The sequence below is a fragment of the Paenibacillus sp. FSL R10-2736 genome (assembly GCF_038000245.1).
Classification (GTDB): domain Bacteria; phylum Bacillota; class Bacilli; order Paenibacillales; family Paenibacillaceae; genus Paenibacillus_AQ; species Paenibacillus_AQ phytohabitans.
Genome location: NZ_JBBOBN010000001.1, coordinates 255,195 through 275,467, shown reverse-complemented (window position 1 = coordinate 275,467; position 20,273 = coordinate 255,195). Strand labels below are relative to the sequence as shown.

Below are 20,273 nucleotides of genomic sequence, written 5' to 3'. Positions count from 1 at the left end.
AGAAGCAAAGGCTTACGCGCTTTGTTCTTCTTTTTCAGCAACAGCTTTAACTGCAAGCGCGAAGTTGCGGATTGGAGCTTGAAGCACGCTAAGCAGCATGGACAGCAAACCATCGCGGGATGGAAGCTCAGCCAGTGCTTTCAGTTGGTCAGCGTCGATAACGCGACCTTCTACAACGCCGCCTTTAAGTTTCAGAGCGTCGTTCTTCTTAGCGAAGTCGTTCAAAATTTTGGCTGCTACTACCGCATCAGTTTCACTGAAAGCGATCGCTGTAGGACCAGTCAGGACAGCGTCCAGATCAGTCAACTCAGCCGCTGCAGTTGCACGGCGAAGCAATGTGTTCTTCAGGACTTGAAAATCAACGCCAGCTTCACGCAGCTGCTTACGCAGTTCAGTCACTTGCGAAACGTTCAATCCGCGGTAGTCCGCAACAACAGTAGAGATACTGTTCTGCAGTTTGCCAGTTACAACATCAACCGCATCCTGTTTAGCTTGGATTACTTTTGCATTTGCCAATTGTATACACCTCCTGAAAATTTATGTGACGGCGATTCTTCCGGAGAATCCGCGCCGTTCCTACGCAGGCATTAGAAAAGCCTCCGCAGATTCACGAAGGCTTGATAAAACGGAAAGCAGTCAGGCGAACCTGTTACTTTTTGTTTCTATCACAACACCTCGGTAGGAAATTAAGCCCTACGGCACCTACTGTCTACGGTAAGCATATTCAAATTCAAGATTGATCACCTTAATGTTCACAACTGTTATAGATTATCAAAGATGACTCAAAGAGTCAACCCTTAATTATCTGAAAGCAGCTGCGTTCACGCGAGCGCTAGGTCCCATTGTGGACGAAATAGCGATGCCTTTAAGGTATACACCTTTAGCAGCAGCCGGTTTCGCACGGTTAAGAGCGTCGATGAGGGATTTAAGGTTCTCGTTCAGTTGTTCAGCGTTGAAAGACACTTTGCCGATTGGCGCGTGAATTTGACCCGCTTTGTCAAGACGATATTCGATTTTACCGGCTTTAATTTCTTGAACAGCCTTGGTAACGTCGAAAGTAACTGTACCTGCTTTAGGGTTAGGCATGAGGCCTTTACCACCGAGCAGACGACCCAGTTTACCGACTTCACTCATCATATCAGGTGTAGCTACGCAGACGTCGAATTCAAACCAGCCCTGTTGAATTTTGTTGATCATATCAGCATCACCAACAAAATCCGCGCCAGCAGCTTCCGCTTCTTTCGCTTTTTCACCTTTTGCAAATACAAGCACGCGTTGAGTTTTGCCTGTGCCGTGAGGCAGGACAACAACACCACGAACAGCTTGGTCTTGTTTACGCGGGTCTACACCCAGACGAACTGCTGCTTCAACGGTTTCGTCGAATTTAGCAGTTGCCGCCTTTTTCACAAGCTCTACAGCTTCTGAAGGCTCGTAAGTTGCTTCGCTGTTGATCAGCTTAGCAGATTCTTGGTATTTCTTACCATGTTTAGCCATGAAAATGTTCCTCCTTTGTGGTGTTAGCGGAAATTCCTCCCACATATTGCGGTCATGAATGACCGGTTCATCGAATACATATTAGTCTTCGATTGTGATACCCATACTGCGGGCAGTACCTTCAACCATACGCATTGCAGCTTCGATAGATGCAGCGTTCAGATCGGGCATTTTTGTTTCAGCAATTTCACGAACCGCTGCGCGGCCGAGTTTTGCTACTTTTTTCTTGTTTGGTTCACCGGATCCTTTTTCTACTTTTGCAGCGATGCGAAGCAGAACAGCAGCCGGAGGAGTTTTAGTGATGAAGGTAAAGGAACGGTCTTCAAATACTGTAATTTCAACCGGGATGATCAGGCCAGCCTGGTCGGCAGTACGAGCGTTGAATTCCTTACAGAATGCCATGATGTTGACACCTGCTTGACCTAACGCCGGACCTACTGGAGGCGCTGGATTCGCTTTCCCTGCAGGAATCTGCAGTTTCACCATTTTAATAACTTTTTTAGCCATGAGTGACACCTCCTTGCGTAAATAGTGGTATTCGAATGCTAAACAGCATTCTCCCACAAGAAACCCTTGCGCTTGTTATATCTTCTCCACTTGAGTGAAATCCAACTCGAGCGGGGTTTCCCGTCCAAACATGTTGACATGTACCTTGATCTTGCTTTTGTCTGCCAAAATCTCTTCCACGGAGCCCACAAAATTCGCAAACGGACCGACCATAATACGTACGGATTCCTTAATTTCGAAATCAATCTTCGCTTTAGGTTCAACCATGCCCATATGCTTCAGAATTTGTTCAACCTCTTCAGGGAGCAGAGCGGTAGGCTTGGACCCCGAACCAGTTGAACCGACAAATCCGGTAACGCCCGGCGTATTGCGGACTACATACCAGGAATCATCAGTCTGAACCATTTCGACCAAAACGTAACCAGGGTAAACTTTGCGCATGACAGTTTTTTTCTTGCCATCCTTGTTTACCAGCTCTTCTTCCATAGGAACAAGAACGCGGAATATTTTGTCTTCCATGCCCATGGACTCAACGCGTTTTTCCAAATTGGCCTTGACCTTATTCTCATACCCGGAATAGGTATGAACGACATACCATCTTTTTTCCATATCAAGCCACCTGGGACCTCTCTAAATAATCGCTTCAATCACAGCGGAAATACCGATGTCCAGAACCCAGAAGTAAAGAGCGATAACTACAATTGTACCGAGAACGATCAATGTATAGTTTTTCAGTTCCTTACGGCTAGGCCAGCGAACCTTTTTGAGTTCACTCCAGCTCTCAGTGAAAAAGGAAAACAAAGACTTGAAACTACGTTTCACGCCGACTACACCTCCAAAGACTATCTGGTTTCGCGATGAGGAGTTTGCTCGTTACAAAACTTGCAAAATTTCTTCATCTCCAAGCGGTCGGGGTGATTTCGCTTGTTTTTGGTTGTTGCATAGTTTCTTTGTTTGCAACTTGTACAAGCCAAAGTGATAATTACCCGCATGATATGCACCTCCCGAAGACGTACTTCTAACCGTTAAATTAGAAGACGCAAATATTGATTCAAAAAAAAAGCCGCGAATTTAGGCCTACCTAAAACACTTTAGCATAATATCATTGCCCGTGTCAACGAAAGAATTCCCCCATCGCACTGGGTATTTCCGGGTGGTGTAGCCTGGTGCCGTACATAATCTTTGGTCTTGTGTATTCCTTTGCCACTCGCTGTCTTCACTACCATTATGGATCATTCCGCCATGGTATAAACCTGCAGCCTACTGTTGTCTGAACAAATTACATTTCCATCAGGCCGAAATCTTGCGGGACACTAAAAAAAGACTCGAGTCCCGAGCCTTTCTAGTTCATTATATCATTAATTGTCACGCACTTCCAGATATCTTTCCAACTTACGCTTCACTCGCTGCAGAGCATTGTCAATAGACTTCACATGCCGCTTCAAATCCTCAGCAATTTCCTGATAGGACCGTCCATCCAGATAGAGCATCAGAACCTTGCGTTCCAGATCACTAAGGATCTCCGCCATCTTATCTTCCAGTCCGATGAACTCCTCCTGGTTAATAATCAGTTCTTCAGGATCAAGCACCTGCGTTCCGCAAATCACATCCATCAGCGTCCGGTCGGAATCCTCATCATAGATGGGTTTGTCGAGCGAGACGTATGAGTTCAGCGGAATATGCTTCTGGCGGGTCGCCGTCTTAATGGCAGTTATAATCTGACGGGTGATGCACAGCTCGGCAAACGCCTTGAACGAGGAAAGCTTGTCCCCCTTGAAGTCACGAATTGCCTTATATAAGCCAATCATGCCTTCCTGTACAATATCTTCACGATCTGCCCCGATCAAAAAATAGGAACGAGCCTTGGCACGTACGAAATTACGGTACTTGTTGATTAAATGTTCCAATGCGCCACTGTCGCCACCACGGAAGATCTCGACAATTTCTTCATCACTTATGAAATCATACTCGGATAGCATTAATTCCTTGAGGTCGACACTCACCAAGAATCCCCCCGGCTGCAACGCAAGACACATCGTTACTTCGCGAAATATAGGATCAGTATATATTATGTTACCTTACAACGTCAACCGAAGATTGTCCAAAAACAATCTTCTATAACATATTATGGCATTTCTTAATCACTGTCTGCGCCAGTCTTCTAGGCGTTTCCGCGTTTCCGGAGGCAGCTTGTCTTCCAGGGAGTGACGGGTGCTGCTTACACTTCCCGGTTCAATAGCCTTTTTAACCTGTTTCTGATTCTCTTCAATCTCCAGTCTCAGTTCTCTTGCCGAGATCCGGAGCGCCCCTTGCGCAAAAACAACATGCTGCTCCACAAAATCGCTGGTCGCCACAGAAATCTGTCTGCGGCGGTGGGTGAATTCTCCCACCAGCCGCTCAATGCACTCATCTGCCGTTTCCTTTTCCTTAGTGAAGAAGACCTGGACTTTCCCCTGTACAAACGACCGTCCAAGTCCCGGCACACGGTATGCATCGAATACGGCTATGACGCGCAGCCCGGAGAATGCCTGATAATCGGCCAGCATATCGAGCAGCCGGTCGCGTGCCCCCTGCATGCCGGTCTGCGACAGCGCCGCAAGTTCCGGCCAGCCGCCGATCATGTTGTATCCGTCCACGAGCAGTATATCGCGCCAGTCTGCCATAGTTATCCCTGTTCTTGCCGGCGGCGGAGCACCTCGTACATAATTACACCGGCTGCTACGGAAGCATTAAGAGAGTTGATTCTTCCCGCCATCGGCAGCTTCAGCAGCACATCGCATTTTTCACGGATCAGGCGGCCCATTCCTTTATTCTCATTGCCGATAACCACTGCTACCGGTCCGGTAAAAATATCAGATCCGAAGAGATTCTGATCCGTATCCACATCGGTTCCAACCACCCACACCCCTAGTTCCTTCAGGCGGTCTATCGTCTGGCCCAGATTGGTTACGCGTGCAACAGGCACATATTCCACTGCACCGGCAGAGGTTTTGGATACTGTTGCTGTAATCTGCGCAGAACGCCGTTTCGGTACAATTACCCCATGCACCCCCGTGCAGTCCGCCGTACGCAGAATGGATCCCAGGTTATGAGGGTCTTCAATTTCATCCAGCAAAAGAAGAAAAGGCGGTTCCCCTTTGGCTTCAGCAGCCGCAAGAATATCAGCAACCTCGGTGTAGGCAAACGGTGCCGCCTGTGCTACCACCCCTTGATGCTGAACTCCCGGCGCGAGCTGATCCAGCTTCCGCTTATCTACATGCTGAATTACAATGCCTGCTTTGCGGGCTTCAGCGACGATAGGTGCCGTTAAGTGCTTTTGTGCAGTTTCGGCGATCCATATTTTGTTCAGTGTCCGGCCGGCACGAAGCGCTTCAAGGACTGAATGCTTGCCCGCCAGTATTTCCTCTTCCGTTCTCAATTCTTCCATGTTCATGTCTCCTGTTCTAAGTACCCATATATAACTATAAACTCCGTGGCCTGTTTAAACTCACTTGCTCCGGTTCAACATGTATTCGATGCTGGTGTGAACAAGCTCCTGGATTCTCGCCTGCTGTCCTGTATAATATAAATGCCCGATCAGGCATTCAAAAGCAGTCGCATGGCGGTATTCCAGCACATCTGCGTTTTTGGGAATCGTGCCGGACTTGGCATTGCGCCCTCGTCTTACCACATCCTTCTCTTCCTCCGTGAGCACCGGCTCAAGGTAGGCAAGAATCGTGCTCTGGGCTTTGGCCGAGACCAGTCCCGTTGCCGAGCGGTGCAGATGATTCGGACGCAGATTGGGCAGCGAAATCAGATACTGCCGCACAGCCACTTCATAAATGGCATCTCCTGCATACGCCAGAACAATCGGCGAGAGCAAACGGGCCGGCTTGGACGGTTCGTACGGGAACCACGCGCTGTTCAGATCAAACTGCCCGCTCATTTACGCCGCCACCGCATTCCCTGTGGAGTGTCTTCCAGCAGGATGCCCAGGGCATTCAGCTCATCGCGGATTTCATCGGACCGGTTCCAGTTCTTATTCTTGCGCGCTTCAGCGCGTTCAGCAATTAGACGCTCAACCTCTTCACTGGCGACCTCTTCATCAGCCTCCGGAGTAAGGCGCAGTACTGAATTCATCTCGGCAAAAGCCTTCAGCAGTGCTGCAAAGTCTGCGGAATGAGCGTCATTATCAGCAAGAGTCAAATTGGCCAGGCTTACCCAGTCAAACAGAGCGGTAATCGCATCCGGCGTATTGAAATCATCCTGCATTCTGGCATGGAAATTGCCAACAATAGCTGCCAGGCGCTCCACGATCTGCGGACTTGCCGCTCCCTCTGCCCCGTCCATATCCAGTTCAAGGCGATGCTTCACATTACCTGCTGCCGTAGTGATGCGCTCTACGCTTTTCTCAGCAGACAGCAGTGCTTCCTCCGAAAAGTTCAGCTGATTACGGTAATGGCTTGAAAGCATGAAATAACGGATAGTCCCCGCTTTGAAGCGTGCACGAATATCCTTCACAAGCAGACCATTTCCAAGTGATTTCGACATTTTCTCATCACCAATGTTCAAAAATGCGTTGTGCATCCAATACTTCGACAGCGGCTCACCCGTCAGCACTTCTGTTTGCGCGCATTCGCACTCATGGTGCGGGAACTTCAAATCCTCACCGCCGCCATGGATGTCGATCGTTGTACCCAAATATTCACGGACCATTGCCGAGCACTCAATATGCCAGCCCGGACGCCCCTCTCCCCATGGACTGGACCAGTGTACCTCACCCGGCTTGGCTGCCTTCCAGAGCACAAAATCCTCCTGGTTCTCCTTGCGCGAATCCACCTCGACACGGATACCGAAGCGCAGCTCCTCCAGATTCTGGCCTGAAAGCTTGCCATAATTGGCAAACTTGCCGGTCCGGTAGTACACATCTCCGCCGTTCTCGTAAGCATATCCCTTCTCCTCAAGCTCCTTAATGAACTCAATGATCTTGTCCATGCTCTCTGTAACGCGCGGATTCATGGTTGCCGGCTTTACACCAAGTCCGGCCAGATCCTCCTGATAGGCGGAGATGAACATTTCTGCAACCTCAGCTACAGTAATGTTCATTTCTTCCGCTTTGCGGATCATTTTATCATCCACATCGGTAAAGTTCGTCAGATAGCGGACTTCATTGCCAAGGGCCTCCAGGTAGTTGCGGACCATATCAAAAACGATAACCGGTCTGGCATTCCCGATATGCATATAGCCGTAAACGGTTGGACCGCATACATACATTTTTACTTTACCAGGTTCCTGCGGTATGAATTCTTCCTTGCTCCGTGTCATTGTGTTATAAATCTGTACAGCCATTCTGTTCCCAATCCTTTCTGTTCCCCCTGGATTCTCTTGAATCTCCATATGGTTATATTTCATAATCGCCGATATACTGCTGGCTCTCCAGCCGCCGCTGTTCCTTCTTCTGCTTGTCTTCAGACCCCATCTGCTCGCGCAGCTCTTCGATTTCCTTCTGCAGGAAACGCAGGGAATCAATCAGCGGATCGGGCATCTGGGTATGATCCAGCCGGTCGGATACACGTTCCCCGTTGCGCTTAACCACGCGTCCGGGATTTCCTACAACGGTGCTGTTGCTGGGCACTTCGCGCAGAACCACTGCATTGGAGCCGATATTGCAATTATCGCCGATTCTAAACGATCCCAGTACTTTGGCACCGGAGCCGATGACAACATTGTTGCCGACGGTAGGATGGCGTTTGCCCTTTTCTTTCCCTGTCCCTCCAAGTGTGACCCCCTGATAGATAATGACATCGTCACCAATCTCACAGGTTTCACCAATGACTATACCCATTCCATGGTCGATGAACAACCGACTGCCGACAACCGCACCCGGATGAATCTCCACTCCGGTCATAAATCTGCTCATCTGCGATACGATGCGTGCCAGTGTAAACCAGCGGCGTTTATAAAAAGAGTGGGCAATCCGGTGTGCCCAGATGGCATGAAGTCCGGCGTAGGTGAAGACAACCTCGAACTTGCTGCGGGCAGCGGGATCGTTGTCGAATACTGCCCGAATGTCCGACTTGATATGCTTAAACATCACGGTTCCCCTCTTCTTTGACTTCCCCACCTCCTGTTTACAGGTGTGCAAAGGAAGATATTGTCTTCAGCCCACTGTCTCTATTCATCTGTATGCTGTGAGCATTCAATCGGTATCCTTATATTTCAACAAAAAACGCCCCTGCAGCATTATGCTGCAGAGACGTTTAACCGTGGTCCCACTCTGCTTGAACATACGCACAATCAAACTGCCGTTAACTTCGCGGCAGGTGCATGCGGTGTTCCTCTTGGCGTCTGTAACGGCAACGTCCCCGGCACAGTCTACTGTCCCCTGACAGACAGGGACGCTCAACCGTGCAGCTCACAGGTGCATGTTCAGCGGCAGACAAATGAATAACTCCCAGCCTGCAAGGGAAATCTCCCTCAGCGGTTATTCTCTCTGGCAATTGCCCGTATACGCGTACTTTTCCTGATCACAGCTATTATTAGTTATTATATTCTTCTATCTTAGCGAAAAGCCGCAGGGCTGACAAGGGGTTCTACCCTCATATCCCCCGGTTTATGCGCCTTTGATCTGCGATTTCAGACGTTCAATGACCCGGTCCCGGCCAAGCAGCGCGATGGTCGCATTCAAATCACGGCCATGCATCTGACCGGTCAGAGCGACACGGATCGGCATAAACAGCGCTTTACCTTTGTGTCCGGTTTCTTTCTGGACTTCTTTGATCAGCACAGCCATATTGGCAGCGCTGAAATCGTCAGCAGCTTCCACTTTAGCGAGAAAAGCGGACAGCACTTCAGGAACCTGGGCTTCGGCAAGTACTTGTGCCGCTTCCGTCTCCAGTTCCAGATGGCTGCGGAAGAAGAGCTCGGAGAGCCCCACAATATCCGAAGCGGAGTTCATCTGTTCCTGATACAGCGCAACAAGGCTTTCCGCCCAGATCTGCTGCTCATCACTCAGAACCTCCGGCAGACGTCCCGCCTTCTGCAGATGGGGAATAGCAAGTGCCGCGATCCGCTTAGGATCGGCATGCTTGATATAGTGATTATTGAGATGTGCCAGCTTGTTCGTATCGAATACAGCCGGGCTCTTCGACAGACGGTCGGCAGTGAAGATAGAGATCAGCTGTTCCTTGCTGAAAATCTCCTCCTCACCCTCCGGCGACCAGCCGAGTAATGTGATGAAGTTGAAGAGCGCTTCCGGCAGATAGCCAAGCTGGTCATACTGCTCGATAAACTGAATGATCGATTCATTCCGTTTGCTCAGCTTCTTGTGGTCATCGCCGACAATCAGTGTCATGTGGCCGAACAGCGGCGCTTCCCAGCCAAGAGCTTCATAGATCATGAGCTGACGCGGCGTGTTGGAGATATGGTCTTCCCCGCGCAGCACATGGGAGATGGCCATCAAATGGTCATCTACAGCTACAGCGAAGTTATAGGTTGGAATACCATCCTTCTTCACGATGACAAAGTCGCCCATTTCTTTGGTGTTGAACGAAATGCTGCCTTTAACGATATCATTGAAGGTATAAGTACGGTCTTCCGGAACCAGGAAACGGATGCTGGCAATACGGCCTTCCGCCTCATAGGCAAGGCGCTGCTCCTCCGTCAGATTACGGTGTCTGCCGGAATAACGCGGGGTTTCGCCGCGTGCGGTCTGCTCTTCACGCTCTGCTTCCAGCTCCTCTTCTGTACAATAACAGCGGTAAGCAAGGCCGCGGTCAAGCAGATCCTGCCAGTAGACACGGTACAGATCCAGACGTTCTGTCTGGCGGTAAGGGCCATATTCGCCGCCTACATCTACGCTCTCATCCCAGTCCATTCCCAGCCATTTCAAATATTTCAACTGGCTTTCTTCACCTTCTGCGATATTACGCTTAAGGTCTGTATCTTCGATCCGGATAATGAATTTGCCGCCCAGATTGCGGGCGAACAGGTAGTTAAACAACGCCGTTCTGGCATTTCCGATATGTAAATGTCCCGTAGGGCTCGGTGCGTAACGCACCCGGACTTGATCCGTCATGGGTTTCCCTCCGCTTCATATTGGTTAAAATTAGGCTGTTGTTACTTCAGCCATCTCAAGATGATATCACATCTTGGAGCAGACAGACAATAGATTGTGCGGCAATTCCTTCTCCGCGTCCGGCGAAGCCGAGCTGCTCGGTAGTTGTCGCTTTTACATTGACCTTTGAGAGGTCCGCATCCAGTGCACGGGCAATAACCTCGGTCATTTGCGGAATATAAGGCGCCATTTTGGGTTTCTGGGCAATGATGGTCGAATCTATATTTCCCAGCCGGTATCCCCGGTCACGGGCAAGCGCCCATACATGCTCCAGCAGCTTCAGGCTGTCTGCATCCTTGAAGGCAGGATCGGTATCTGGAAAATGTCTGCCGATATCCCCCAGTCCAAGCGCCCCAAGTATAGCATCGCTTACTGCATGCAGGAGCACATCCGCGTCAGAGTGTCCCAGTAACCCCTTCTCATAGGGAATAGTCACTCCCCCAATAATACACGGCCTTCCTTCCACCAGCTGATGCACGTCAAATCCTTGTCCTACAGCGATCATCTCTGTTCCTCTCCCCTGCTTCTTTCTGTGAATTCAGCGAAATCCAGGTCTTCCGGTGTCGTAATCTTAATATTCCTGTAGCTTCCTTCTACTACAGAAACGGTAATTCCGCTGCGTTCCGCCAGACTGGAGTCATCTGTACCGAGGAAGCCGTCACGTTCTGCCTCGTCATAGGCTGACAACAGTTCGGACAGACGAAAAGTCTGCGGGGTCTGAATCGCCCACAGACTTCGCCGGTCCGGCGTAGACAGCACATTGCCTTCGCCATCCACCTGCTTGATCGTATCCTTAACCGGAACTGCAAGCACAGAGGCTCCGGCAAATCTGGCCCGTTCATAACAAGCTTCAATCTCACTGCCCTGTACGAAAGGCCGGACACCATCATGTACCATTACCCAGGTGGTCGTAAGTTCTCCCAGTCCCCGGCGTACCGAGTGCTGGCGTTCAGCCCCTCCCGGAATAACAACAGACACTTTGTCCAGCTTGTAGGCCTGTACCCATTGCCGGCAGCGCTGCACATCCTCTTCACCGGTGACAAGCACGATTTCAGAGATGAGTTCATGCTTCTGGAATACCTCCAGGGTATGCACGATAATCGGTTTGCCCTGAAGCAGCAGATATTGTTTGCTCTCTGCCGTTCCCATTCGTGTCCCTCTGCCTGCCGCCACTATAACGGCGCCTACACTGTTTGACATTCTTTCGGCTCCTGTCTTTCACGTATATCCCCATCATAACGTGTTTGGACGGCATTTCCAAGCCTATAAGACCGCTCCAGGGGCTGATTTACCCTTATTGCGCTTTTTCCAGCAGCTTCGGTTTGGCAAAAATCATCCGGCCTGCGGAAGTCTGTAGCACACTGGTAACCAGGACCTCCATCGTAGTGCCGATATAATCACGGCCGCCTTCCACGACAATCATGGTGCCGTCGTCAAGATAAGCCACGCCTTGTCCATGTTCTTTGCCGTCTTTGATCACCTGCACAATAATTTCCTCACCAGGCAGAACCACCGGCTTCACCGCGTTGGCCAGATCGTTAATATTCAGCACCGATACGCCCTGGAGCTCGCAAACCTTGTTGAGATTGAAGTCATTGGTGACAACCTTGCCATGCAGCACCTTAGCCAGCTTGACCAGCTTGCTGTCCACTTCGGAAATCTCCTCGAAATCACCTTCGTAGATCAGCACTTTGACATCCAGCTCTTTCTGAATCTTGTTTAGGATATCAAGCCCTCTGCGCCCGCGGTTGCGCTTCAGCAGATCTGACGAATCCGCGATATGCTGAAGCTCCTCAAGAACAAACTCGGGAATAACGATGGTTCCTTCAATGAAACCCGTTTTGCAGATATCGGCAATCCGGCCATCGATAATAACACTCGTATCAAGAATCTTATGCTCCTCAGGTCCCCGTCCCTCCGGTTCAGCAGAACGTCCCCAGCGTCCGGTAGTCCATAGCGAAGCCAGCTCTTCCTTCTTCTCCAGCCCGATCCGCAGGCCCATATAACCCAGAGCCAGGGTTGCTGCCACCTGCAGCAGCTCTCCGGCCTTGCCCAGCCAGGCCATGACTGGATACAGCAGCAGTGACAGCAGCAGACCTCCTGTAAGCCCTGCAGCGCCTGCAGCGAGTTCGCTCATCGGTATACGCGAACAATACTGAACCGCCTCCTGCAGTTTTGTACTCGCCCAATCCGCGCATAACGTCCCCGCAATCAAAAAAATAATGGCACCCAGCACCGCAAACAAAATGCTTCCTTCCACAGGCAAGCTTTCACCCAGTTTCCCCATGCCCTTCGGGAACCCTCTTTCTGCCGCATGATATAGCGAATAACCGGACCAGGCTCCACATAACCCGGCAAGCGTCAAAATAATCTTTTTCCACATAACCAGCACCTCCTTCTATTCATCCAAAAATCATCTATACCTCACCAGTATGTTCCAATTTTTAGGGCGATAATCCGGGGAGCCGTTATTTTTTCTGAATCCATTAATTTCCTGGTCTGCAAAGCCTGCCGTAAACTTCTATTCCTTGTTGAAAACAGGGGAGGCCCTGGCATATAATGAACTCAATTACGAACCCAGGGGTGAATGGAAAATGAGCGCACCAAGTTTACAGGCTTTCCAGGATCAAGTTTCCGAACTGCTGCTCCGTCACCGCAGTCTTCTGGATGTAATGTCCAAGAATGGACAGAGCAGTGCATCCGTCAACCGAGCTGTCGTCAAATCCATTACTGAATGCGGCTGCATTCAGCTTCACGCAACCAAGCAGGTCTTCGAACCGGCTTTGGGACTTGAACAAGCCAAAGAGCTTGCCGGAACACACCTTGAAGGTGAACTGTGTGAGAACTGCCGGGAGGTCATTGCCTCAGAACTGGGCCGGGAGCTGTTCTATATGTCTGCTCTTTGCAATTTGCTCGATATTAATATGGACGAGGTTGTGTCTAAGGAATCGCAAAAATGCGCTACACTCGGATTATTTAACTTGTCCTAGCAGGGCTGCCCGCGCTATCCTTCATCCGTTACCAATGCACAAAAGGCTGTGCCTTCTCCTGAGTCAGGGAGGGCACAGCCTTTTGTGTATAAATAAAAAATAATAAGTGCGTAGTTAGAACTATCCGTTCTTGGAGTGATACACCTTATCTTCCGCATGTCTCTTCCTGCGGCGGCGTTGACGGCGGGCTGTCAAGAGGCCCAGACTCTGTCTGAACCCGTATAGGGCATATAACGCAAGCAAAGCAAAGATCAGCTTGGCAATCTGTTCAGGGAAAACAACAGCTACCGCTACGGCGATCACAATTACTACAGGTGCACCTATAACTGCCTTTTTGGGGAAGCCGATCTTCTTGAAATTAGGGTACTTCACCGTGCTGACCATCAGATAAGACAGCAGCAGGGTAGCGACAATCATAAACGGTGCAGATACATCTTTATGAAAAAGTGCCAGCGTGGCCAGAACGCCACCTGCAGCAGGAATCGGCAATCCTACAAAATATCCCGGAATCCCCGGGCGGACATTAAACCGGGCCAGACGCAAAGCTCCAAACACCGGGAAAATCGCTGTAACGGTCCATCCTAGTGCAGAGTTCATGTCCTGCAAACTTGTTAGATACATAATCAGTGCAGGAGCCACACCGAAAGAAACGACATCGGATAAGGAATCCAGCTCCTTACCGAACTCACTCTCACATTTCAGCGCGCGTGCAACACGTCCGTCGAGCCCGTCGAGCAGCATAGCGATAATCACCATGATAGCGGCCATGCTCAGCTTACCGTCAAACGCCATCATGATACCAAACATTCCAAGCATCAGATTACCGATGGTAAAAAGACTCGGAATTGATTTTTGTATCATTTCTTCACCTCAATTTTCCTACTTTGAACTTCATGGGTTCCCAATATTACGTGATTGTATGTTATTTACATTTGCCTGTCAATAAGAACTTGTTTCTGGAGCCGCTTCAGTCCGTCCTGAATATTGCGTGCGCGGACCTCGCCAATGCCGTCCACCTCATCAAGCTCAGCAATGCTCGCCGTCATCAGATTAGGCAGCATTTCAAAGCGTTCCACCAGATTGTGGATGATCACATTCGGCAGCCGCGGAATTTTGTTGAGCAGACGGTAACCGCGCGGAGTTACGGCTTCCTCAGATGCAATAGCCGTGGAGGAATAGCCCAGCAAGCGGGCAATATGGTTGTCATCCATCAGTTCATCGTCACTGCTTCGCTTCAGCCCGGCGATAATTTCGCGGATTTTGTCCTCCTGCTCCTCTCTTGCATAGTCTCTGTACAGAAGCCAGGCTTCTTCCTCTGTATTTCCGACCAGTTCTTCCATCTGCATGCTGATCAGCCGGCCTTCATTGCCGAGTTCGTTAATATAACGCTTAATTTCCATTTTGATCCGCAATACCATTTCTACCCGCTGGATCACGCCGACTACCTCAGCCACCGTCACAAGCCCCTCATATTCGGCAGCAGAAAGGTTAGTCAACCCCTGTGTCAGCACGGCTTTGTACTTCTCTAAGGTCTGAATCGCCTGATTGGCTTTGGCCAGAATCGCACCTATCTCCTTCAGCGCATAGCGGATTGAACCCTGATACAGGGTGATTATATTCCGCCGCTGGGAAATGGAAACAACCAGTTTGCCGGTCTGTTTAGCCACCCGTTCAGCGGTCCGGTGACGGATGCCTGTCTCGATGGATGAAATAGAGGAATCGGGGATCAGCTGGGTGTTGGCATACAGAATCCGCTTCAGATCCTCACTCAGGATGATCGCTCCGTCCATTTTGGCCAGCTCGTATAAATAATTGGGTGAAAAATCGCAGTTAATGGAGAATCCGCCATCGACAACTTCCATCACTTCCGGACTGTATCCGACAACAATAAGTGCCCCGGTCTTCGCGCGCAGCACATTCTCCAGCCCTTCCCGGAAAGGTGTTCCGGGTGCGGCCATTCTAAGCAGATCATTCATATTATCTAATGGATTGTATTCTTTCATGTCCCTGTGCCCCCTAATCTAACGCGACCGCTAGTGCATCTGCTACGGTGCTGACGCCTATAATCTGGATATCCTGCGGATGCTTCCAGCCTTTCATGCTTTTCTCAGGCATAATTACCCGCCGGAAGCCGAGCTTAGCGGCCTCCTTCACCCGCATCTCTGCGCGTGACACCCCTCTCACCTCGCCGGTAAGTCCTACCTCCCCAAAAAACACATCATACGGCTTGGTCGGAATATCCCGGAAGCTGGAAGCAATACTGATGGCGACAGCCAGATCCACCGCCGGCTCATCCAGCTTAACACCTCCGGCAACATTGAGGTAAGCATCCTGATTCTGCAGGAACATGCCCATCCGTTTCTCCAGGACAGCAATGATCAGCGCCATTCTCTGATGATCCATACCTGTGCACATTCTGCGGGGCGAAGGGAAATGGGTTGCTGCAACCAGCGCCTGTAATTCAACAAGCACCGGTCTTGTGCCTTCCATACTGGCTACCACCGCGGAACCGGCCACTCCGAGCGGCCGTTCAGAAAGGAACAGCTCGGAAGGATTCTCCACCTCGGTAAGCCCAACCTCACCCATCTCAAAAATACCGATTTCATTGGTTGAGCCAAAGCGGTTCTTCACCGCCCGCAGCAACCGGTACGTATGATGACGTTCTCCTTCGAAATAGAGCACACAGTCCACCATATGCTCCAGCATCCGCGGACCGGCAATTGCGCCTTCTTTCGTTACATGTCCTACAAGTACCGTTGCGATTCCACGGATTTTGGCAATCCGCATAAATCTTGTCGTACACTCCCGCACCTGTGTTACACTGCCTGGCGCACTGGTCACTTCTGGCATAAATACGGTCTGGATCGAGTCGATGACCAGAAACTGCGGCTTAATCTGCTCGATTGCTTCTTCAATGCTCTCCATGTTCGTCTCACACAGAACGTACAGTTCCGCCGACAACGCCCCGAGGCGGTCAGCCCGAAGCTTGGTCTGGCGCACTGATTCTTCCCCGGAAATATACAGAACGCGGAGCCCCTGAGTTGTAAGGGCATGCGATGTCTGCAGCAGCAGTGTGGACTTCCCGATTCCGGGGTCGCCACCGACCAGTACCAGCGAGCCGGGTACGATACCACCGCCAAGCACACGGTTAAGCTCTCCGATGCCTGTCAGGATACGCGGCTCTTTGTCACTTTCTATATTTATGATCGATTGCGCCTTTTCTTTACTCTGAAAAATAGGTGCATTCATGCCCTGGGTTTTGACTACGCTTTCCGTTTCTTCCACCATTGAGTTCCATTCCTGGCAGCCCGGGCATTTCCCGAACCATTTCGGTGATTCGTAACCACATTCGGTGCAGAAAAATTTTGTTTTTGGTTTGGCCATGTGCGCTCCTTACGGTCCGAACTTGCTAAAATTGCGGATAATTTTCTCTTAATCAAAGTTTACCATTTCTGCACACTGAACGAAAGGTCACTTAAGATCTACTTTTCGTTTGCGTCCTCCTTAACCTGCCTGATTCAGGGCAGAATTAATCACTCCGGACATATAAAAGCTCCCGCCCCTCTATACGGAGGAGCGGGAGCTTTGTTTCATATTGCTGGAAAATTATTCAGTTTCGACTTCCTTCTCTTCCTTCTCCAGAGAGAGCTCGGCCGGCACTTCTACTTTGGTTACCACAAGCTCACCGTTCACCTCATCAATGTTGAGGGAGTCACCTTTCTTGATGTTGCCCTTAAGCAGCTCTTCGGAAAGGCGGTCTTCGATGTGCTTCTGAATCGCCCGGCGGAGCGGGCGGGCACCGAAGGCCGGGTCATAGCCCTCTTTGGCCAGGAATGCCTTGGCGCCGTCGGTAAGCAGGAAGTCTACATCATATTCACGCAGACGCTTGCGCAGCTCCTCGGACATCAGGGTAACGATCTCGGCGATATGCTTCTCATCCAGAGAGTGGAAGACAATAATCTCGTCGATCCGGTTCAGGAACTCAGGGCGGAAGCTCTTCTTCAGCTCTTCCATTACCTTGCCCTTCATATTGCCGTAATCGGCACCGGCATCCTGTACCGCGGTGAAGCCCAGAGTCGAATTCTTGCGGATCGCTTGTGCACCTACGTTAGAGGTCAGGATAATTAAGGTATTGCGGAAATCGACTACACGGCCTTTGGAGTCGGTCAGACGGCCGTCTTCCAGTACCTGCAGCAGAATATTGAATACTTCAGGGTGAGCCTTCTCAATCTCATCCAGCAGGACCACGGAATACGGTTTGCGGCGTACCTTCTCAGTCAGCTGTCCGCCTTCTTCATATCCTACATAGCCTGGAGGCGCCCCGACCAGACGGGATGTAGAGTGCTTCTCCATGTACTCCGACATATCGATACGGATTACCGCATTCTCGTCACCGAACATTGCTTCGGCAAGTGCCCGCGCCAGCTCGGTTTTACCGACCCCGGTTGGACCAAGGAAGATGAAGGAGCCCATTGGACGTTTCGGATCCTTCAGACCCGCACGCGCCCGGCGGAGTGCCCGGCTGACAGCCTTAACGGCTTCATCCTGCCCGATTACACGTTCATGCAGCAAAGACTCCATGTTCAGCAAACGGTCTGTCTCTTCTTCCTTCAGCTTGCTGACCGGAATTCCGGTCCAGCTGGCAACCACCTGTGCGATATCCTCAGGTGTAACCTGGGAGTCCGTACGGCCCTGTTTCTCTTTCCACTGGTTCTTCGTTGTGTCCAGCTCTTCACGGATCTTCTGCTCGGTATCGCGCAGCGCTGCAGCCTTCTCGAATTCCTGGCTTTGTACAGCGGAATCCTTCTCCTTGCGGATATCATCCAGACGCATTTCGAGTTCCTTCAGATTGGGCGGGATCGTGTAAGAGTTAAGTCTTACCTTGGAGCCTGCTTCATCAATCAGGTCAATCGCTTTGTCCGGCAGGAACCGGTCAGGAATATAGCGGTCAGACAGCTTCACAGCTTCCACAATAGCTTCATCCGTAATCTTCACCCGGTGATGGGCTTCATAACGGTCCCGAAGACCGAATAAGATCTGTACAGCTTCTGCAGGAGAAGGCTGATCCACCGTAATCGGCTGGAAGCGGCGTTCAAGTGCAGCGTCTTTCTCAATGTATTTGCGGTATTCGTCAAGTGTTGTCGCACCGATGCACTGCAGTTCACCACGGGCCAGAGCGGGCTTCAGGATGTTGGAGGCATCAATTGCACCTTCCGCACCACCAGCTCCGATCAGGGTATGCAACTCATCGATGAAGAGCACGATATTGCCTGCCTGGCGAATCTCATCCATGATTTTTTTGAGGCGGTCCTCGAACTCACCGCGGTATTTCGTACCTGCAACTACAGAACCCATATCCAGGGTCATTACGCGTTTGTCGCGCAAGGTTTCCGGAATTTCATTATTGATGATCTTTTGGGCCAGGCCTTCAGCAATTGCTGTTTTACCAACCCCTGGCTCACCGATCAGTACCGGATTATTCTTGGTACGGCGGCTGAGCACCTGAATAACACGTTCAATTTCCTTGCTGCGGCCGATAACCGGGTCGAGGTTACCGTCCTTGGCATAGGCAGTCAAGTCACGGGCCAGACCATCCAGCGTTGGTGTGCTGACATTAACCGGAGCACCGCTATGGCTTGAAGTGGCTTCACTGCTGCCCAGAAGCTGCAGCACCTGCTGACGGGCCTTATTCAAGCTGATACCGAGATTATTCAGCACGCGGGCAGCTACGCCCTCTCCTTCACGGATGAGTCCGAGCAGGATATGCTCTGTGCCCACGTACGTATGTCCCAGCTTGCGGGCTTCGTCCATAGACAGCTCGATAACTTTTTTGGCACGAGGAGTATAAGCGATGTTGGTCGGTTGTTCCTGACCTCTGCCAATCAGCGTTTCCACTTCATCCTGAATCTTCTCAAGCCCCAGACCGAGTCCGATCAGTGCCTTGGCGGCAATGCCGTCACCTTCACGAATCAGTCCGAGCAAAATATGTTCTGTCCCAATGTTGTTGTGTCCCAAACGTACGGCTTCTTCCTGCGCCAGCGCCAGCACCTTTTGTGCGCGTTCCGTAAATCTTCCAAACATCATATCTCCTGCACCTCCACGGATAATATATATCTATAATTAATGTTGTGATCCCAGTGTTTCCCGGAGCAGCTTCGCCCGGTACATATCGCGTTCGGTGGACGAAAGCTCGTCGCCGAACAGCTTTTGCAGAAAGCCCGGCTGAGTCTTGACATTCAGCTCATTAAGCACTGAAATCGAAGGCCCTTCCAGTATCCCCAAATCTACACCAAGCCTCAGATCGGAGAGCCGCTGTGCAGACTCTTTAAGCTCCATCACAGCCGCGTAGGCTAGAATCCCGTATGAACGTTTGATGCGGTCGGTAATCCGCAGGGCGGAATCCACAAGCAGGCGTTCACGCGCGTTCCGCTCATGCTCTATAATCTGGGTGACTACGCTGTGGAGATTCTCAATAATCTCATTCTCGGTCTGGCCGAGCGTAATCTGGTTCGAGATCTGAAAGATATTCCCTACTGCTTCGCTCCCTTCACCATAAATTCCTCTAACGGTAAGACCGACCTGATTAACTGCGGATAGAATCCGGTTGATCTGATGGGTCATAACCAGTGCCGGCAGATGAACCATTACCGAGGCTCTGAGCCCGGTTCCCACATTGGTGGGACAACTGGTCAGGTATCCTCTGCGGTCATCAAAAGCGTAATTGACAGCAGCCTCAAAGATATCGTCGATGGCTGTGGCCCTTACCCAGGCTTCTCTGACCTGCAGACCCGGAAACAGGCATTGAATGCGGAGATGATCCTCTTCGTTGATCATAATGCTGACTGACTCGTCCTCATTAAGAATGACTGCTCCGCCTTTGGAATCATCAGCCAGATTAGGACTGATCAGATGCTTCTCCACCAGTACTTTTTTATCCAGCTCATCGAGCTCATCCAGCTTCAGCAGCTGAAAGTTGCCGAAATCCGCAGAGGCTTCTCCCTGAAATACAGGAGCAAGCTGCTCCAGCACCTCTTCCGACTGCTGCGCAGACGCCAATAGCGGGAAAGGAAGGTGCTCCAGATTACGGGCGATACGCATGCGGCTGCTGATAACAATCTCGGAATGACTCCCGCCGCAGCGCATCCAGTCACTAAGTGCTTGTTCGGTAAACCGGAGACTTGACATGT

General features: G+C 50.7%; 22 protein-coding genes and 1 other annotated feature. Of the genes, 1 reads left to right on the top strand and 21 read right to left on the bottom strand.

The window, feature by feature from the left end:
• Positions 1-12: 12 nt before the first annotated feature.
• From rplJ to NSQ73_RS01055, 16 genes are all read right to left on the bottom strand, one after another.
• Positions 13-516 (bottom strand): 50S ribosomal protein L10, encoded by a 504-nt coding sequence (rplJ, locus tag NSQ73_RS01130; protein ID WP_039298586.1) that lies wholly within the window; start codon positions 514-516, stop codon positions 13-15.
• Positions 517-580: 64 nt separating this feature from the next.
• Positions 581-733, bottom strand: a sequence feature (ribosomal protein L10 leader region).
• 68 nt (positions 734-801) lie between these two features.
• Complete coding sequence (gene rplA / locus NSQ73_RS01125) at positions 802-1,494, bottom strand: 50S ribosomal protein L1 (RefSeq protein ID WP_039298583.1); 693 nt, start codon at positions 1,492-1,494, stop codon at positions 802-804.
• Positions 1,495-1,575: 81 nt separating this feature from the next.
• Entirely contained in the window at positions 1,576-2,001 is a 426-nt protein-coding gene (rplK, locus tag NSQ73_RS01120; RefSeq protein WP_020427083.1) for a 50S ribosomal protein L11, read from the bottom strand.
• Positions 2,002-2,076: 75 nt separating this feature from the next.
• Positions 2,077-2,610, bottom strand: coding sequence for a transcription termination/antitermination protein NusG (gene nusG / locus NSQ73_RS01115; RefSeq protein WP_020427084.1), 534 nt, complete (start codon positions 2,608-2,610; stop codon positions 2,077-2,079).
• Between the two features lie 21 nt (positions 2,611-2,631).
• Positions 2,632-2,823 (bottom strand): preprotein translocase subunit SecE, encoded by a 192-nt coding sequence (secE, locus tag NSQ73_RS01110; RefSeq protein WP_020427085.1) that lies wholly within the window; start codon positions 2,821-2,823, stop codon positions 2,632-2,634.
• Positions 2,824-2,843: 20 nt separating this feature from the next.
• Positions 2,844-2,993: a 50S ribosomal protein L33 gene (gene rpmG / locus NSQ73_RS01105; protein WP_074086515.1), complete on the bottom strand. Its 150-nt coding sequence runs from the start codon at positions 2,991-2,993 to the stop codon at positions 2,844-2,846.
• 366 nt (positions 2,994-3,359) lie between these two features.
• Entirely contained in the window at positions 3,360-4,004 is a 645-nt protein-coding gene (gene sigH / locus NSQ73_RS01100) for an RNA polymerase sporulation sigma factor SigH (protein WP_020427086.1), read from the bottom strand.
• A 138-nt stretch (positions 4,005-4,142) separates the two neighbouring features.
• Positions 4,143-4,664 carry an NYN domain-containing protein gene (locus tag NSQ73_RS01095; RefSeq protein WP_042240004.1) on the bottom strand — a complete coding sequence of 174 codons (522 nt, stop codon included), beginning with the start codon at positions 4,662-4,664 and terminating at the stop codon, positions 4,143-4,145.
• A 2-nt stretch (positions 4,665-4,666) separates the two neighbouring features.
• Positions 4,667-5,428, bottom strand: coding sequence for a 23S rRNA (guanosine(2251)-2'-O)-methyltransferase RlmB (rlmB, locus tag NSQ73_RS01090; RefSeq protein ID WP_042140140.1), 762 nt, complete (start codon positions 5,426-5,428; stop codon positions 4,667-4,669).
• Between the two features lie 60 nt (positions 5,429-5,488).
• Positions 5,489-5,926, bottom strand: a complete 438-nt coding sequence (locus NSQ73_RS01085; RefSeq protein WP_340985160.1) for a Mini-ribonuclease 3 — start codon at positions 5,924-5,926, stop codon at positions 5,489-5,491.
• Complete coding sequence (gene cysS / locus NSQ73_RS01080; RefSeq protein ID WP_340985159.1) at positions 5,923-7,329, bottom strand: cysteine--tRNA ligase; 1,407 nt, start codon at positions 7,327-7,329, stop codon at positions 5,923-5,925. Before cysS ends, NSQ73_RS01085 begins: the two co-directional genes overlap by 4 nt.
• A gap of 52 nt (positions 7,330-7,381) precedes the next feature.
• Positions 7,382-8,074 (bottom strand): serine O-acetyltransferase, encoded by a 693-nt coding sequence (cysE, locus tag NSQ73_RS01075; protein WP_171720464.1) that lies wholly within the window; start codon positions 8,072-8,074, stop codon positions 7,382-7,384.
• Positions 8,075-8,593: 519 nt separating this feature from the next.
• The gene (gene gltX / locus NSQ73_RS01070; RefSeq protein WP_340985158.1) at positions 8,594-10,057 is read right to left on the bottom strand and encodes a glutamate--tRNA ligase; all 1,464 of its coding nucleotides are present in this window, start codon (positions 10,055-10,057) and stop codon (positions 8,594-8,596) included.
• 55 nt (positions 10,058-10,112) lie between these two features.
• Positions 10,113-10,601: a 2-C-methyl-D-erythritol 2,4-cyclodiphosphate synthase gene (ispF, locus tag NSQ73_RS01065; RefSeq protein WP_042140144.1), complete on the bottom strand. Its 489-nt coding sequence runs from the start codon at positions 10,599-10,601 to the stop codon at positions 10,113-10,115.
• Positions 10,598-11,296, bottom strand: coding sequence for a 2-C-methyl-D-erythritol 4-phosphate cytidylyltransferase (gene ispD, locus NSQ73_RS01060; RefSeq protein ID WP_340985157.1), 699 nt, complete (start codon positions 11,294-11,296; stop codon positions 10,598-10,600). Before ispD ends, ispF begins: the two co-directional genes overlap by 4 nt.
• Positions 11,297-11,390: 94 nt before the next feature.
• Positions 11,391-12,479 (bottom strand): PIN/TRAM domain-containing protein, encoded by a 1,089-nt coding sequence (locus tag NSQ73_RS01055; protein WP_340985156.1) that lies wholly within the window; start codon positions 12,477-12,479, stop codon positions 11,391-11,393.
• Between the two features lie 211 nt (positions 12,480-12,690).
• On the opposite strand from NSQ73_RS01055, the gene NSQ73_RS01050 reads away from it, so the two are divergent.
• Positions 12,691-13,086 carry a hypothetical protein gene (locus NSQ73_RS01050; RefSeq protein ID WP_039298549.1) on the top strand — a complete coding sequence of 132 codons (396 nt, stop codon included), beginning with the start codon at positions 12,691-12,693 and terminating at the stop codon, positions 13,084-13,086.
• A gap of 120 nt (positions 13,087-13,206) precedes the next feature.
• On the opposite strand, the gene pssA is transcribed toward NSQ73_RS01050, so the two are convergent.
• From pssA to NSQ73_RS01025, 5 genes are all read right to left on the bottom strand, one after another.
• Positions 13,207-13,947 (bottom strand): CDP-diacylglycerol--serine O-phosphatidyltransferase, encoded by a 741-nt coding sequence (gene pssA / locus NSQ73_RS01045; RefSeq protein ID WP_340985155.1) that lies wholly within the window; start codon positions 13,945-13,947, stop codon positions 13,207-13,209.
• A 65-nt stretch (positions 13,948-14,012) separates the two neighbouring features.
• Positions 14,013-15,089: a DNA integrity scanning diadenylate cyclase DisA gene (disA, locus tag NSQ73_RS01040; protein ID WP_039298543.1), complete on the bottom strand. Its 1,077-nt coding sequence runs from the start codon at positions 15,087-15,089 to the stop codon at positions 14,013-14,015.
• A 13-nt stretch (positions 15,090-15,102) separates the two neighbouring features.
• Positions 15,103-16,470 (bottom strand): DNA repair protein RadA, encoded by a 1,368-nt coding sequence (gene radA, locus NSQ73_RS01035; RefSeq protein ID WP_039298540.1) that lies wholly within the window; start codon positions 16,468-16,470, stop codon positions 15,103-15,105.
• A gap of 222 nt (positions 16,471-16,692) precedes the next feature.
• Positions 16,693-19,170 carry an ATP-dependent protease ATP-binding subunit ClpC gene (gene clpC / locus NSQ73_RS01030; RefSeq protein ID WP_042240021.1) on the bottom strand — a complete coding sequence of 826 codons (2,478 nt, stop codon included), beginning with the start codon at positions 19,168-19,170 and terminating at the stop codon, positions 16,693-16,695.
• A 36-nt stretch (positions 19,171-19,206) separates the two neighbouring features.
• Positions 19,207-20,271, bottom strand: a complete 1,065-nt coding sequence (locus NSQ73_RS01025; protein ID WP_340985154.1) for a protein arginine kinase — start codon at positions 20,269-20,271, stop codon at positions 19,207-19,209.
• Between the last annotated feature and the right edge of the window lie 2 nt (positions 20,272-20,273).

Bases quoted from the DNA above. Each gene is read 5' to 3' on its own strand.
- nusG (WP_020427084.1), bottom strand. From the start codon at position 2,610: ATGGAAAAAAGATGGTATGTCGTTCATACCTATTCCGGGTATGAGAAT.
- NSQ73_RS01050 (WP_039298549.1), top strand. From the start codon at position 12,691: ATGAGCGCACCAAGTTTACAGGCTTTCCAGGATCAAGTTTCCGAACTG.
- disA (WP_039298543.1), bottom strand. From the start codon at position 15,089: ATGAAAGAATACAATCCATTAGATAATATGAATGATCTGCTTAGAATG.
- rlmB (WP_042140140.1), bottom strand. From the start codon at position 5,428: ATGGAAGAATTGAGAACGGAAGAGGAAATACTGGCGGGCAAGCATTCA.
- clpC (WP_042240021.1), bottom strand. From the start codon at position 19,170: ATGATGTTTGGAAGATTTACGGAACGCGCACAAAAGGTGCTGGCGCTG.
- NSQ73_RS01055 (WP_340985156.1), bottom strand. From the start codon at position 12,479: ATGTGGAAAAAGATTATTTTGACGCTTGCCGGGTTATGTGGAGCCTGG.
- pssA (WP_340985155.1), bottom strand. From the start codon at position 13,947: ATGATACAAAAATCAATTCCGAGTCTTTTTACCATCGGTAATCTGATG.
- ispD (WP_340985157.1), bottom strand. From the start codon at position 11,296: ATGTCAAACAGTGTAGGCGCCGTTATAGTGGCGGCAGGCAGAGGGACA.
- radA (WP_039298540.1), bottom strand. From the start codon at position 16,470: ATGGCCAAACCAAAAACAAAATTTTTCTGCACCGAATGTGGTTACGAA.
- rplK (WP_020427083.1), bottom strand. From the start codon at position 2,001: ATGGCTAAAAAAGTTATTAAAATGGTGAAACTGCAGATTCCTGCAGGG.
- NSQ73_RS01095 (WP_042240004.1), bottom strand. From the start codon at position 4,664: ATGGCAGACTGGCGCGATATACTGCTCGTGGACGGATACAACATGATC.
- rplA (WP_039298583.1), bottom strand. From the start codon at position 1,494: ATGGCTAAACATGGTAAGAAATACCAAGAATCTGCTAAGCTGATCAAC.
- cysE (WP_171720464.1), bottom strand. From the start codon at position 8,074: ATGTTTAAGCATATCAAGTCGGACATTCGGGCAGTATTCGACAACGAT.
- NSQ73_RS01025 (WP_340985154.1), bottom strand. From the start codon at position 20,271: ATGTCAAGTCTCCGGTTTACCGAACAAGCACTTAGTGACTGGATGCGC.
- rpmG (WP_074086515.1), bottom strand. From the start codon at position 2,993: ATGCGGGTAATTATCACTTTGGCTTGTACAAGTTGCAAACAAAGAAAC.
- cysS (WP_340985159.1), bottom strand. From the start codon at position 7,329: ATGGCTGTACAGATTTATAACACAATGACACGGAGCAAGGAAGAATTC.
- gltX (WP_340985158.1), bottom strand. From the start codon at position 10,057: ATGACGGATCAAGTCCGGGTGCGTTACGCACCGAGCCCTACGGGACAT.
- ispF (WP_042140144.1), bottom strand. From the start codon at position 10,601: ATGATCGCTGTAGGACAAGGATTTGACGTGCATCAGCTGGTGGAAGGA.
- NSQ73_RS01085 (WP_340985160.1), bottom strand. From the start codon at position 5,926: ATGAGCGGGCAGTTTGATCTGAACAGCGCGTGGTTCCCGTACGAACCG.